Source organism: Streptomyces sp. NPDC004610 (assembly GCF_040609715.1).
Lineage (GTDB): Bacteria > Actinomycetota > Actinomycetes > Streptomycetales > Streptomycetaceae > Streptomyces.
On sequence record NZ_JBEXLA010000047.1, the window covers coordinates 22,680 to 36,243 of the forward strand.

A 13,564-nucleotide genomic window follows, 5' to 3' on the forward strand; every position below is an offset into this window, starting at 1 on the left:
AGGCGGATGATCGTCGCCTCTCGAACATCCGCGCCCCAGCGGATAGCCTCCGCCCATGGCTAACGGGCAGTGGTATCCGGCGGACTGGCCGGACCGTATCCGCGCTCTCTCCGAGGGCCGCCTCACCCCGGTCGAGCCCAGGGCGGCGGCCACGGTGATGCTCCTCAAGGACAGCGCCGCCGGTCCCGTCGTTCATATGCTGCGCAGACGCGCCTCCATGGCCTTCGCCGGAGGCGCGTACGCGTATCCGGGCGGCGGTGTGGACCCGCGCGACGACGATCACCGCATCCGCTGGGCGGGGCCCCCGCGCGCGTGGTGGGCGACCCGGCTCGGTGTCGACGAACGGCGGGCCCAGGCGATCGTCTGCGCCGCCGTGCGCGAGACCTACGAGGAGTCGGGCGTGCTGCTCGCCGGGCCGGACGCCGGATCGGTCGTCGGGGACACCACGAGCGAGGCGTGGGAGGCCGACCGGGCGGGGATCGCCGCGCGCGAGGAGTCCTTCGCCCAGTTCCTCGACCGGCGCGGCCTGGTGCTGCGTTCCGATCTGCTCTCGGCGTGGGCGCGCTGGATCACCCCCGAGTTCGAGGCCCGCCGCTACGACACCTGGTTCTTCGTCGCCGCCCTGCCCGCCGGGCAGCGCACCCGCAACGCCTCCACCGAGGCCGACCGCACGGTGTGGATCCGCCCCCGGGAGGCCGCCGCCGGGTACGACCGGGGCGAGCTGCTGATGATGCCGCCGACCATCGCCGTACTGCGCCAGCTGGCCGCGTACGGCTCGGCGGCCGACGCGCTGGCCGCGGCGCCCGCGCGGGATCTGACGCCGGTCCTGGCCAAGGGCCGCCTCGCGGGCGGGAAGGGCGGTGAGGGCGACGAGGGCGGTGAGATCGTGCTCTCCTGGCCCGGACACGAGGAGTTCACGCTCCGCATCCCGACCGGAGGTGCCCCCGCATGACGGACGCGAGCGCTCTGCCCGGCCAGCCGCGCGGGGGCGCCCTCTCCGGACCGGCCACCGCGCGGACCGTCAATGTCCTCGCGCCCAACGCGTCCGCGATGACCCTGGACGGCACCAACACCTGGATCGTGGCCGAACCGGACTCCGACCTCGCGGTGGTGATCGACCCGGGCCCCCTGGACGACGGCCATCTGCGCCGGGTCGCCGCCACCGCCGAGCAGGCCGGCCGGCGCGTCGCGCTCACCCTGCTCACCCACGGCCACCCCGACCACGCCGAGGGCGCCGCCCGCTTCGCCGAGCTGACCAGAACACCGGTACGCGCGCTGGACCCTGCCCTGCGCCTGGGGGAGGAGGGCCTGGGCGCCGGGGACGTGGTCACCGTCGGCGGTCTGGAGCTGCGGGTCGTCCCGACCCCGGGGCACACCGCCGACTCCCTGAGCTTCCATCTCCCGGCCGACCGGGCGATCCTCACCGGCGACACCATCCTGGGGCGCGGCACGACGGTCGTGGCGCACCCGGACGGCCGTCTGGGCGACTATCTGGACTCCCTGCGCCGTCTGCGGTCCCTGACGGTCGACGACGGCGTCCACACCGTCCTGCCGGGCCATGGGCCGGTCCTGGAGGACGCGCAGGGCGCCGTGGAGTTCTACCTCGCCCACCGCGCCCACCGGCTCGCCCAGGTCGAGACGGCCGTGGAGGACGGCTACCGCACGGCACCCGAGATCGTCGCCCATGTCTACGCCGATGTGGACCGCTCCCTGTGGCCGGCGGCGGAGCTGTCGGTGCGGGCGCAGGTGGAGTACCTGGAGGAACACGGGCTCATCTAGGCCCGGCCCCGGGGGGCCGCTTCACGGCCTGGGCGCCTTGACGCCGTGCACGCGCGCGTACTCCGTGGCGAGCCATGGCCCCAGGTCGTCCACATAGCTGCGCAGCAGGGCCGCGTCCCCGCGCGGATCGAGGCCCATGAGGGCCGCCGTACGCAGTTGCTCCGCGCGGTCGGGGTAGTACCCGGCGAACGCCTCGGCCATCTCGCGCAGGTCGCTGGTCCAGCCCTGCCAGCGGGGCATCACCAGGGTGAAGCCGGTGCGCACCAGATGCCGGGACAGGGACCGCACCAGGGGCCGCAGAGCCGTCTCCGAGCCGTCCGCGGCGGCGATCCGGTCCCGCCAGCGGGGGAGCAGCAGGGCGAGATCGCCGTTGGTCTCGCGGGCCAGCAGCGTGTCGGGGCGGTAGCGGGGCAGCAGGGCGGCCAGGTCCTCGCCGAGCAGACGGGTGCACAGACAGGCGACGAACCAGCCCAGGTCGTGCCGCTCCAGCTCGCTCAGCACCTGCTCCCGGCCCAGCACCAGGGTGCCGGACCCGTCGATCTCCGGGAACTCCGCGTCCAAGGCGGCGTCCAGCGCGCGGGCGTCCGCCCGGTCGGCGTCGGTGGGCTCCGTACGCAGGGTGATCAGCAGATCGAGATCACTGCGGCCCACCCGCGCGGTGCCCCGCGGGATCGATCCATAGACGTACGCACTGGTCAGCCGGGGGCCGAAGAGGCGCGGGAGCCGGTCGTGGGCGGCGGTGACCACGGGCCGGAAAGCGGGCGCCACGCGCGCGAGGGAGCCCTCGGGGGCGATGTGGCCCTCGGGGTCGAGCCCTCGGGCGGTGCCGGGGCGCCCGGGGGCCTCCGGGGGCGCCGGAGGGGTCGTGGGCGCGCTCGGCGACGGGCTTGTGGGAGGGCCGCCCGGGGACGGGCTTGTGGGCGGGTCCGGGGACGGGCTTGTGGGCGGGTCCGGGGGCCCCTGGGGGCCTGTGGGGGTCAGCGGGAGCGCTTCGCGAGGCGCTCCACGTCCAGGAGGATCACCGCGCGGGCCTCCAGGCGGAGCCAGCCGCGCTGGGCGAAGTCGGCGAGGGCCTTGTTGACCGTCTCGCGGGACGCGCCGACCAGCTGGGCCAGCTCCTCCTGCGTGAGGTCGTGGACGACGTGGATGCCTTCCTCGGACTGCACGCCGAAGCGGCGCGAGAGGTCCAGCAGGGCGCGCGCGACCCGGCCCGGGACGTCCGAGAAGACCAGGTCCGACATGGCGTCGTTGGTCTTGCGGAGCCGGCGGGCGACGGCCCGCAGCAGCGCGGCGGCGACCTCGGGACGCGCGTTGAGCCAGGGCTGGAGGTCGCCGTGGCCGAGGCCCAGCAGCTTGACCTCGGTCAGCGCGGTGGCGGTCGCCGTACGCGGGCCCGGGTCGAACAGCGACAGCTCGCCGATCAGCTCTCCGGGGCCGACCACGGCGAGCATGTTCTCGCGGCCGTCGGGGGAGGTGCGGTGCAGCTTCACCTTGCCCTCGGTGACCACGTACAGGCGGTCGCCCGGGTCGCCCTCGTGGAACAGCGAGTCGCCCCGCGCGAGGGTCACCTCGCTCATGGAGGCACGCAGCTCAGCGGCCTGCTCGTCGTCAAGAGCCGCGAAGAGCGGGTTGCGCCGCAGAACGTCGTCCACGTGTTCTCTCCTTGTCGACCTGCTCAGGGGATCTTTCTCCCCCGTGTACCAGGGGTCCGTGCTCCCCATTTTGCCGGACAGTCCAAACAGTGTGATCTGTCACAAGGATGCCGCACTGGTGTGCCCTGGTAAGCGGCAGGGGTCCAATTGGGGGCCGATCTTCGAGGTCCGGGGCGGATGTCGGTGCCGGGTCGTAGGCTGGCCGGGTGTCCAAATCGCCGGTGAGAGCGCAGGCCGAGGGGGCTGGACGAGTGGCGTCAGAACATGATTCCGCTGTGGGCGAACAGCCGTCCGAGGGTGGAGGAAAAGCGAATAAAAGGATGAATCGGGCTGGCGGGGAAGCGTCGGCGGTGGCGAGGAGAGCGGCGGGGAAAGCGGTGGTGAGGACGGCGGAGGAGTCGGTGGCGGCGGAGAAGACGCCGGTGGGGAAGAAGGCGGCGAAGAAGGCGGCGGTGGTGAAGAAGACGGCGGTGGTGAAGAAGACGGCTGCGAAGAGGGCCGCAGCCGCGAAGAGCGCGACGACCACTAAGGCCGCGAAGGCCGTGACGACCACCAAGGCCGCGAAGACGGCGAAGACCGCGGAGAAGGCCACCCCGGTGGCGCCCCCCGCCAAGAAGCCCGTCATCCGCAAGCCCGAGTCGCACACCGCCCTGGTCCGCCGTGCCCGCCGGATCAACCGCGAACTCGCCGAGGTCTATCCGTACGCCCACCCGGAGCTGGACTTCGAGAACCCCTTCCAGCTCCTGGTGGCCACGGTGCTGTCCGCCCAGACCACCGACCTGAGGGTCAACCAGACCACCCCCGCGCTGTTCGCCATGTACCCGACGCCCGAGGATCTGGCCGCGGCCAACCCGGAGAAGGTCGAGGAGATCCTGCGCCCGACCGGCTTCTTCCGGGCCAAGACCAAGTCGGTGATAGGGCTGTCGAAGGCCCTCGCCGAGCAGTTCGGCGGAGAGGTGCCGGGCCGTCTGGAGGACCTGGTCAAGCTGCCCGGCGTCGGCCGCAAGACCGCGTTCGTGGTGCTGGGCAACGCGTTCGGCCGCCCCGGCATCACCGTGGACACCCACTTTCAGCGGCTGGTCCGGCGCTGGCAGTGGACCGGGGAGACCGACCCGGACAAGATCGAGGCGGCGGTCGGGGCGCTGTTCCCGAAGAGCGAGTGGACGATGCTGTCGCACCATGTGATCTTCCACGGCCGCCGTATCTGCCACGCCCGCAAGCCCGCGTGCGGCGCCTGCCCCATCGCCCCGCTCTGCCCGGCGTACGGCGAGGGCGAGACGGACCCGGAGAAGGCGCGCAAGCTGCTGAAGTACGAGAAGGGCGGCTTCCCGGGGCAGCGGCTCAACCCGCCGCAGTCCTATCTCGACGCGGGTGGCCGCCCGGCGCCGCCGCTGGGGGCCGGATGACCCTTCGCCGGCCGGGTGATCCGGCAGCGCGGTACGCGGCGCGTCGCCGCCGGGCTCCGGCGGACCGCCCCGTTCCGGTGAACCACCCCGCCGGTCCGGTCCGGGCGGAACGATCGTGGAGCAGCCGGCCGTTGGATCCCACAGAACGACGGGGGTGTCGATGACGAGTGCCAGTGGTACGCAGGGCGGGGCGGTGACGGTCAGCAAGGACGGGCTGCCCGGCTGGCTGGACCCGGTGGTGCACGCCGTGGAGACGGTGGAGCCGCCGCAGCTCAGCAGGTTTCTGCCGCCCGAGGACGGCGGTGGTCGGCAGTCCGCCGTGCTCGTCCTGTTCGGGGACGGCAGGAGCGGTCCCGAACTGCTGCTGATGGAGCGGGCCAGCTCCCTGCGCGAGCATGCCGGGCAACCCGCCTTCCCGGGCGGCTCCCTCGACCCGGAGGACGGCGACCCGCAGGGCGACGGCCCGCTGCGGGCGGCGCTGCGCGAGGCCGAGGAGGAGACCGGGCTCGATCCCACCGGGGTCCAGGTCTTCGGCGTGCTGCCCAAGCTCTACATCCCGGTGAGCGGGTTCGTGGTCAGCCCGGTCCTCGGCTGGTGGCGCCGCCCGACCCCGGTCGGCGTGGTGGACCCCAATGAGACCGCGCGGGTGTTCACCGTGCCCGTGGCGGATCTCACGGACCCCGCCAACCGTGCCACCACCGTCCACCCCAACGGATACAGAGGTCCGGCATTTCTGGTCAACTCGGCCCTTGTGTGGGGGTTCACGGCGGGAATCATCGACCGCCTCCTCCACTACTCGGGCTGGGAGCGCCCCTGGGACCCCGACAAGCAGGTCCCGCTCGACTGGCGGTCATGACAGGGTGGTCGCCGAGCTGTGTTCCGCCGGGAGCGGCCATGTCCGCGCGCCGCAGGGCGCCGGGCCGGGCCATGCCCCCGGCGGGGTCCCCGTGACCGGAGAATGACGAGGCGAGGCCGAAAACGGTGAACGTGCTGGACATCCTGCTGCTGCTCGCTGCCGTCTGGTTCGCGATCGTCGGCTATCGCCAGGGTTTCGTCGTCGGCATCCTGTCGGTGATCGGCTTCCTCGGCGGCGGTCTCGTCGCCGTCTACACCCTGCCGGTCATCTGGGACGCGCTCACCGACAACTCCGAGGTGAGTACGGTCGCCGCGGTGGTCGCGGTCATCGTCGTCATCGTCTGCGCCTCCATCGGCCAGGCCCTGACCACCCATCTCGGCAACAAGCTGCGCCGGTACATCACCTGGTCCCCGGCCCGCGCACTGGACGCCACGGGCGGGGCCCTGGTCAATGTCGTCGCGATGCTCCTCGTGGCGTGGCTGATCGGCTCCGCGCTGGCCGGTACGACCCTGCCCACCCTGGGCAAGGAGGTCCGCGGCTCCAAGGTGCTGCTCGGGGTCTCCCGCGCGCTGCCCGCCCAGGCCGACACCTGGTTCGCCGACTTCTCCTCCGTCCTGGCGCAGAACGGGTTCCCGCAGGTCTTCAGCCCGTTCTCCAACGAGCCCATCACCGATGTCCAGCCGCCCGACCCGGCCCTGGCCAACAGCGAGGTGGCCACCCGGGCGAAGAGATCCATCGTCAAGGTGATGGGCACCGCGCAGAGCTGTAGCAAGGTCCTGGAGGGCACCGGCTTCGTCTTCGACGACCGCCGGGTGATGACCAACGCGCATGTCGTCGGCGGGGTCGACGAACCCACCGTCCAGATAGGCGGCGAGGGCCGCCGCTACGACGCGACGGTCGTCCTCTACGACTGGAAGCGCGACATCGCCGTCCTCGATGTGCCCGACCTCGACGCGCCCGCGCTCCGGTTCACCTCCGACGACGCCACGAGCGGTGACAGCGCGATCGTCGCCGGGTTCCCGGAGAACGGTGCCTATGACGTGCGCGCGGCCCGGGTACGCGGCCGGATCCCGGCCAACGGGCCGGACATCTACCACCGCGGCACCGTGCACCGCGATGTGTACTCGCTGTACGCGACCGTCCGCCAGGGCAACTCCGGTGGTCCGCTGCTCACCCCCGAGGGCGAGGTCTACGGCGTGGTCTTCGCCAAGTCCCTCGACGACCCCGAGACCGGGTACGCGCTCACCGTGGACGAGATCCGTGAGGACATCGACCTCGGTCGGACCGCGAACCAGCAGGTGGACAGCGACAGCTGCGCGATGTGAGGGCGGGCGAGGGGGACCGCCCCTGGCGGCAGGGGGCGCGTGCCACTCGGTGAGGCCGCCGTGCTGCCCGGCAAGGGCGTACCGCTCGGCGAGGCTCGTGTGCCGCCCGGTGAGGGGCGCGTGCCGCTCGGCGAGGATCGCGTACGGCTGCCCGGCAGGGCTCGCGTGAAGTGGGAAGCGGGGCGCGTCGCCGCGTCAGCCGCGCGGGTGGCGCAGCCGTACGGACACCCAGCGGGCCCGGCGGCGCAGGATGCGCGGAATGCCCACCCGGGGGTCCGCGCCCTGGAGTTGCGGGGTGCTCCGCTGGTAGGGAGTCGGACCGCCCGCTGAGCGGCGGTCGCGTGCTGCGTCACTGTAATCGTGCGTCCAGCCCATACCGGGACGTGTGCCCCTGGCCCAAGGTCGATAACCTCGACCGGGGCCCCCAATTGGCCTATGCGTCGGGCAAGTGGCCGTTCGTAGTACAGGTGTTCAGATCCGGATACCGGGCGCGAGGGCCCGCTCACCCGGCGCGGTCGCGGCCATTCGGCCAGACGGCCGGGACTGACCAGAAGTCAGCCCAGTCGTGGCGCCCAGGGGAACCCGGCGTGGGATCCGGGCCGGGCGTGGGCCGGGCATGGGCCGGAGCCTGGTGTGGACCGGGACCGGGTATGGACGGACCCAGCGAGGGACAGGACGCCTTGGAGGGAACAGGGCCGCGGGGTGGACCAGACCCCGGCGCGGACAGGAACCCCTGACGGGGCAGGGCCCTGGCGCGGAGCGGACCCCGACGCGGAGCGGAACGCAGCGTGAACCGGACCCCGGCGTGAAGCGGACCCCGGCGTGAAGCGGACCCCGGCGCGGAGCGGAACGCAGCGCGGAGCGAACCCCGGCGTAAACCGGACCCCGACGTGAACCGGACCCCGACGTGAACCGGACCCCGACGTAAACCGAACCCTGACGCGGAGCGACCCTCACCGGTCCGGTTCCGGGTCCTTCAGCCAGTTCACCAGCTCGCCCGAGAACGCCGCCGGGTCTTCCTCGTGCGGAAAGTGGCCCAGCCCGTCGAACAGCCGCCACCGGTACGGCGCTTCGACATACTCCCCGGACCCGGCCGCGCTGCGGGTCCGGGTCACCGGGTCCAGCGAGCCGTGCAGATGCAGCGTCGGCACCCGCACCGGCCGCTTCATCCGCCGGTTGAACTGGATGCCGTCGGGCCGCGCCAGCGACCGCACCAGCCAGCGGTACGGCTCGATCGAGCAGTGCGCGGTGGAGGGGATGCACATCGCCCGCCGGTACGCCTCGACCGCCTCGTCGTCGGGCAGCTTGGGGCCGGACCAGTCCCGGATCAGCCGTCCCACCAGCGCCCCGTCGTCGGCGACGAGCTGCCGCTCGGGGATCCAGGGCCGCTGGAACCCCCAGATATAGGAGCTGGCGGCGGTCTGCCGGGCGTCGGAGAGCATCGCCGAGCGCCAGCGCCGGGGGTGCGGCATCGAGGAGACCGCCAGCCGCCGGACCAGCTTGGGGCGCATCACTGCCGCCGTCCAGGCCAGATAACCGCCCAGGTCATGGCCGACCAGCGCGGCGTCCGGCTCGCCGAGGGAGCGGATCACCCCGGTGATGTCGAGCGCGAGGTTGGCCGGATCGTAGCCGCGCGGAGTGCGGTCGCTGCCGCCGACACCGCGCAGATCCATGGCCACCGCCCGGAAACCCGCGTCGGCGAGGGCGACCAGCTGATGCCGCCAGGCCCACCAGAACTGGGGGAAGCCGTGCACCAGCATCACCAGCGGACCGTCACCGAGTTCCGCGATGTGGAAACGGGCGCCGTTCGCGGCCACATCGCGATGGACCACCGGCTGCCCGCCAGGCAGATCGATCCGTACGACCGAGGCCGGATGCGCCGAAGGAGTGGCGGGGTCGGTCATGACGAACCGCGCGCCGTGGCGCCGGCGCCCGCCGCCTCGATGGCGGCCGGGACCCGGTCGCCCGAGCCCGTCAGCGCCGGCCGGTCGTCCGTGACCGGCTCGGGGCGCGGGTGCGGCTTGGCGTTCTGGAGCACGCCCGCGGTCTCCTTCACCGACGCGGCCACCTTCTGCGGGCCCCTGCCCTTCTTCGCCTTCTTGGCGAAGAGCAGACCGATCAGCGCGACCGCGACCGCCACCAGGACGTTCGCCGCGAAGGACAGCAGAAAGCAGAGCGCCAGATTCCAGCCACTCCAGGTACGGATGCCGTACGCCAGGGCGAAGTTCAGCATCGGCAGGGAGAACAGCAGCACGACCGCGGCCACGCCGAACGCGCCACCGCTCATCACGCCCCGCTTGACGTCCTGCTTGAGCTGCGCCTTGGCCAGCGCGATCTCGTCGTGCACCAGCGCGGACATATCGGTGGTCGCCGAGGCGAACAACTGGCCGATGCTGCGTTCCGCGCCGACCGGGCTGCCGTCGGGTGCGCTCATCGCGGTCTCCCTCGTGTGCGTACGGTGCCGTCCGTGCGCCTGTGTCCAGCCTCGCTGTCCACTTCGGCCGACGCGTCCGGTCCCGCTCTTTTGTACCGTCTCGTCAGATCATGCCGGACCGCGGTTCTCCTCGCCTGCCCCGCCCGGCACTTCGGCAACCGCGTCGCGGGCCGCTCGGGTGCGTTCCTCGGCGATCCTGCGGTGGTCGGCGGCCTTGCGCTCGTAGATCTCCGCCATCCGCAGGTGGTACGCCGGGTCGTGCTCCTCGTAGATGTCGGGGATGCCGTCGAGGTCGTCGTCGCGGTCCTCGTCCTCGACCATCCGGCGGTACTTGGCGTTGCGTATCTTCAGCAGCACGGTGGCGAGGACGGCGGCGATCAGCGAGCCGGTCAGTACGGCGGCCTTGATCTCACCGGTCATCGCGGCGTCGCTGTCGAACGCCAGTTCGCCGATCAGCAGGGAGACGGTGAAGCCGATCCCGGCGAGCGAGGCGACCGCGAAGACATCGCCCCAGGCCAGATCGTCGCTGAGGGAGGCCCGGGTGAAGCGGGCGGTGAGCCAGGTGCCGCCGAAGATCCCGAGGGTCTTGCCGACCACCAGTCCCAGCACCACCCCGAGCGTCTCGGGTTGCGTAAAGACATCCCGCATCGCACCGCCGGACACCGCCACACCCGCGCTGAACAGGGCGAACAGCGGCACCGCGAACCCCGCCGACAGCGGCCGGACGAGATGCTCGATGTGCTCGCCGGGGGAGTGCTTCTCGTCGTCATGGGTGGTGCAGCGCAGCATCAGGCCCATGGCGACACCGGCGATGGTGGCGTGGATGCCGCTGTTGTACATCAGCGCCCAGATCACCAGCGCCAGCGGGACATACACGTACCACCCGCGTACGCCCTTGCGCAGTAGCACCCAGAAGAGGACCAGGCCCGCCACGGCGCCGCCGAGCGCGGCGAAGTTCAGCTGGTCGGTGAAGAAGACCGCGATGATCAGGATCGCGAAGAGGTCGTCCACGACCGCCAGGGTCAGCAGAAACGCGCGCAGGGCGCTGGGCAGCGACGTCCCGATGACCGCGAGTACGGCGAGCGCGAAGGCGATGTCGGTGGCGGTGGGCACCGCCCAGCCGGCCAGCGACCCGCCGCCGGAGGACGCCGTCAGCACATAGACCAGCGCCGGTACGGCCATTCCGCACAGGGCCGCGACCACGGGCAGCGCGGCGGCCTTGGGATCGCGCAGATCACCGGCGACCAGCTCGCGCTTCAGTTCGATACCGGCTACGAAGAAGAAGATCGCGAGCAGTCCGTCGGCCGCCCAGTGCGCGAGCGACAGATCCAGGCCGAGCGCGGCGGGGCCGAGGTGGAAGTCCGAGACCGTGCCGTAGCTGTCGCCGAAGGCGGGTACGTTCGCCCAGATCAGCGCGGCCACGGCGGCGATCAGCAGCAGTACCCCGCCGACCGTCTCGGTGCGCAGGGCTTCCGCGACGAAGTTCCGCTCGGGCAGCGAGAGCCGTCCCAGTGCCTTGCGGGGGGCGTTGCTCCCCGCGTCGTCCTGGGGGTTTTCCTTGTGGCGGGCGGGCGCGGACACGGTGAGACCTCCGGTCGGTGAGCATGACGGGACACTTGCCGACCAGACTTCCCGGCACACCAGTTGCAGATCTCCACGGCAACGATTGCGATCTTGTCGCGTTGTTGACGCACTTCTTATTTTAACCGTACGCGATCAGAGGCGCCGAAACGGAAAGGGGCACCCCGGGTGGGGTGCCCCTTTTTGATCACGGGTGTTGGCGCCGGTGCCGGAGAGGTGCCCGGCGTCGGTGCGGTGCGGTGCCGGGTGCACGGGCGCCAGGTGTGCCAGGTGCCCGGTGCCGGTGCGGTGCCCGGTGTCGTGCCGCCGGGTCAGTCCTCGGTGGGAGCCGACGGGAGCTGGGCCTGGATCAGGTTCATGACCGTGGAGTCGGCGAGCGTGGTGACGTCGCCGATCTGCCGGTTCTCCGCGACATCGCGCAGCAGTCGGCGCATGATCTTGCCGGAGCGGGTCTTGGGCAGCTCGGCCACCGGCAGGATCCGCTTGGGCTTGGCGATCGGGCCGAGCGTGGTGCCCACATGGTTGCGCAGGTCGTTGATCAGCGCCTCGTCCTCCGAGGCCGAACCGCGCAGGATCACGAACGCCACGATCGCCTGACCGGTCGTCTCGTCGGTCGCGCCGACGACCGCCGCCTCGGCGACCGACGGGTGCGAGACGAGCGCCGACTCCACCTCGGTGGTGGAGATGTTGTGACCGGACACCAGCATCACATCGTCCACCCGGCCCAGCAGCCAGATGTCGCCGTCGTCGTCCTTCTTCGCCCCGTCACCGGCGAAGTACCGGCCCTCGAACCGCGACCAGTAGGTGTCCAGGAACCGCTGGTCGTCGCCCCAGATGGTGCGCAGCATCGACGGCCACGGCTCGGTCAGCACCAGATAACCGCCGCCGCCGTTGGGCACCTCGTTCGCCTCGTCGTCGACGACGGTCGCGGAGATACCGGGCAGCGGGCGCTGCGCGGAACCGGGCTTGGTCTCCGTCACCCCCGGCAGCGGGGAGATCATCATCGCGCCGGTCTCGGTCTGCCACCAGGTGTCCACGATCGGCGTGCGGTCGCCACCGATGTGCTTGCGGTACCAGATCCACGCCTCGGGGTTGATCGGCTCGCCGACCGACCCCAGCACCCGCAGGCTGCTCAGATCGAACTTCGCGGGGATGTCGTCGCCCCACTTCATGAACGTACGGATCGCCGTGGGCGCGGTGTAGAGGATCGTCACCCCGTACTTCTGGACGATCTCCCAGAACCGCCCCTGGTGCGGCGTGTCGGGCGTGCCTTCGTACATCACCTGCGTGGCGCCGTTGGAGAGCGGCCCGTAGACGATGTACGAGTGCCCGGTGACCCAGCCGACATCGGCCGTGCACCAGTACACGTCCTTCTCCGGCTTGAGGTCGAAGACGGCGTGGTGGGTGTACGACGCCTGGGTGAGGTAGCCGCCGGAGGTGTGCAGGATGCCCTTGGGCTTACCCGTGGTACCGGAGGTGTAGAGGATGAACAGCGGGTGCTCGGCCTCGAACGCCTCGGGCGTGTGCTCCGCCGACTGGCGCCCGACGATCTCGTGCCACCAGACGTCCCGGGTGCCGTCCCAGGCCACATCCTGCTCGGTACGGCGTACGACGAGCACATGTTCGACGTTGCCCGCCTTCTGCACGGCCTCGTCCACGGCCGGCTTCAGCGCGGACGGCTTGCCCCGCCGGTACCCGCCGTCGGAGGTGATGACCACCTTGGCGTCGGCGTCCTGGATACGGGTCGCCAGTGCGTCGGAGGAGAAGCCGCCGAACACCACGGAGTGCGCGGCGCCGACCCGGGCGCACGCCAGCATCGCGACCGCCGTCTCCGGGATCATCGGCATATAGATCGCGACCCGGTCGCCCTTGGCCACGCCCAGCTCCAGCAGCGCGTTCGCCGCCCTGGAGACCTCGTCCTTCAGTTCCGCGTAGGTGATCGCGCGGCTGTCGCCGGGCTCACCCTCGAAGTGGATCGCGACCCGGTCTCCGAGCCCGGCCTCCACGTGCCGGTCCACGCAGTTGTACGCCACATTGAGCGTGCCGTCCTTGAACCACTTCGCGAACGGCGGGTTCGACCAGTCCAGCGTCTCCGTCGGCTCCTTGGCCCAGCTCAGCCGGCGGGCCTGCTCGGCCCAGAAGCCGAGCCTGTCAGCCTTGGCCTGTTCATACGCCTCCGCCGTGACATTGGCGTTCGCGGCCAGGTCGGCGGGGGGTGCGAACCTGCGCTCTTCCTTCAGCAGGTTGGCCAGGCTTTCGTTGCTCACGACATCTCCCTTTCCAAGGGTGTCCGTTGTGTCCCAAGCCACAGCTCACCAGAAGCGAGGGGCCGATGACAAGGGTCGACGGGCAAATGGTTTAGACCTGTGAGAAGGGACTCCGCCAGGCGTGCCCTAACCGGTTCCTCCCGGTCTTTCCCGCCGGGCATGGGGCACGTCGTACCAAAACTTCACCGCTCCAATCCTTCCCACGGGCGCGATCCCCGCCAGGTTCAGGGTGTGTCTTCCATGTCACACGGGGGTGAGGGGGCG

General features: G+C 71.4%; 12 protein-coding genes. 5 read left to right on the plus strand and 7 right to left on the minus strand.

Features of this window, described 5'->3' with window-relative positions:
- Positions 1-55: 55 nt before the first annotated feature.
- Positions 56-952: an NUDIX hydrolase gene (locus tag ABZX40_RS36590; protein ID WP_355736231.1), complete on the plus strand. Its 897-nt coding sequence runs from the start codon at positions 56-58 to the stop codon at positions 950-952.
- On the plus strand, positions 949-1,779 hold the full coding sequence (locus ABZX40_RS36595) for an MBL fold metallo-hydrolase (RefSeq protein WP_355736234.1): 831 nt from the start codon (positions 949-951) through the stop codon (positions 1,777-1,779). Before ABZX40_RS36590 ends, ABZX40_RS36595 begins: the two co-directional genes overlap by 4 nt.
- 21 nt (positions 1,780-1,800) lie before the next feature.
- Here ABZX40_RS36595 and ABZX40_RS36600 read toward each other — a convergent pair whose 3' ends face one another.
- Together ABZX40_RS36600 and ABZX40_RS36605 are read right to left on the minus strand one after the other, a co-directional pair.
- Entirely contained in the window at positions 1,801-2,574 is a 774-nt protein-coding gene (locus ABZX40_RS36600; RefSeq protein WP_355736330.1) for a nucleotidyltransferase domain-containing protein, read from the minus strand.
- A 182-nt stretch (positions 2,575-2,756) separates the two neighbouring features.
- On the minus strand, positions 2,757-3,431 hold the full coding sequence (locus ABZX40_RS36605) for a Crp/Fnr family transcriptional regulator (RefSeq protein WP_029382547.1): 675 nt from the start codon (positions 3,429-3,431) through the stop codon (positions 2,757-2,759).
- Positions 3,432-3,751: 320 nt separating this feature from the next.
- On the opposite strand from ABZX40_RS36605, the gene nth reads away from it, so the two are divergent.
- The 3 genes from nth to ABZX40_RS36620 all read left to right on the plus strand — a co-directional run bounded on the left by nth (position 3,752) and on the right by ABZX40_RS36620 (position 7,018).
- Positions 3,752-4,837 (plus strand): endonuclease III, encoded by a 1,086-nt coding sequence (nth, locus tag ABZX40_RS36610; RefSeq protein ID WP_355736237.1) that lies wholly within the window; start codon positions 3,752-3,754, stop codon positions 4,835-4,837.
- 160 nt (positions 4,838-4,997) lie between these two features.
- On the plus strand, positions 4,998-5,693 hold the full coding sequence (locus ABZX40_RS36615; protein ID WP_355736240.1) for a CoA pyrophosphatase: 696 nt from the start codon (positions 4,998-5,000) through the stop codon (positions 5,691-5,693).
- Positions 5,694-5,818: 125 nt separating this feature from the next.
- Positions 5,819-7,018, plus strand: coding sequence for a MarP family serine protease (locus tag ABZX40_RS36620; protein WP_355736243.1), 1,200 nt, complete (start codon positions 5,819-5,821; stop codon positions 7,016-7,018).
- Positions 7,019-7,213: 195 nt separating this feature from the next.
- On the opposite strand, the gene ABZX40_RS36625 is transcribed toward ABZX40_RS36620, so the two are convergent.
- From ABZX40_RS36625 to acs, 5 genes are all read right to left on the minus strand, one after another.
- Positions 7,214-7,393 carry a hypothetical protein gene (locus tag ABZX40_RS36625; RefSeq protein ID WP_355736245.1) on the minus strand — a complete coding sequence of 60 codons (180 nt, stop codon included), beginning with the start codon at positions 7,391-7,393 and terminating at the stop codon, positions 7,214-7,216.
- Positions 7,394-7,971: 578 nt separating this feature from the next.
- Positions 7,972-8,922, minus strand: coding sequence for an alpha/beta hydrolase (locus ABZX40_RS36630; RefSeq protein ID WP_355736248.1), 951 nt, complete (start codon positions 8,920-8,922; stop codon positions 7,972-7,974).
- On the minus strand, positions 8,919-9,452 hold the full coding sequence (locus tag ABZX40_RS36635) for a phage holin family protein (protein WP_355736251.1): 534 nt from the start codon (positions 9,450-9,452) through the stop codon (positions 8,919-8,921). The genes ABZX40_RS36630 and ABZX40_RS36635 overlap by 4 nt, the downstream gene beginning before the upstream one ends.
- A 108-nt stretch (positions 9,453-9,560) precedes the next feature.
- The gene (nhaA, locus tag ABZX40_RS36640; protein ID WP_355736254.1) at positions 9,561-11,033 is read right to left on the minus strand and encodes a Na+/H+ antiporter NhaA; all 1,473 of its coding nucleotides are present in this window, start codon (positions 11,031-11,033) and stop codon (positions 9,561-9,563) included.
- Positions 11,034-11,344: 311 nt separating this feature from the next.
- Positions 11,345-13,300: an acetate--CoA ligase gene (gene acs / locus ABZX40_RS36645; protein ID WP_355736257.1), complete on the minus strand. Its 1,956-nt coding sequence runs from the start codon at positions 13,298-13,300 to the stop codon at positions 11,345-11,347.
- Positions 13,301-13,564: the final 264 nt, after the last annotated feature.

Bases quoted from the DNA above. Each gene is read 5' to 3' on its own strand.
- ABZX40_RS36590 (WP_355736231.1), top strand. From the start codon at position 56: ATGGCTAACGGGCAGTGGTATCCGGCGGACTGGCCGGACCGTATCCGC.
- ABZX40_RS36595 (WP_355736234.1), top strand. From the start codon at position 949: ATGACGGACGCGAGCGCTCTGCCCGGCCAGCCGCGCGGGGGCGCCCTC.
- nth (WP_355736237.1), top strand. From the start codon at position 3,752: ATGAATCGGGCTGGCGGGGAAGCGTCGGCGGTGGCGAGGAGAGCGGCG.
- ABZX40_RS36615 (WP_355736240.1), top strand. From the start codon at position 4,998: ATGACGAGTGCCAGTGGTACGCAGGGCGGGGCGGTGACGGTCAGCAAG.
- ABZX40_RS36625 (WP_355736245.1), bottom strand. From the start codon at position 7,393: ATGGGCTGGACGCACGATTACAGTGACGCAGCACGCGACCGCCGCTCA.
- ABZX40_RS36630 (WP_355736248.1), bottom strand. From the start codon at position 8,922: ATGACCGACCCCGCCACTCCTTCGGCGCATCCGGCCTCGGTCGTACGG.
- ABZX40_RS36635 (WP_355736251.1), bottom strand. From the start codon at position 9,452: ATGAGCGCACCCGACGGCAGCCCGGTCGGCGCGGAACGCAGCATCGGC.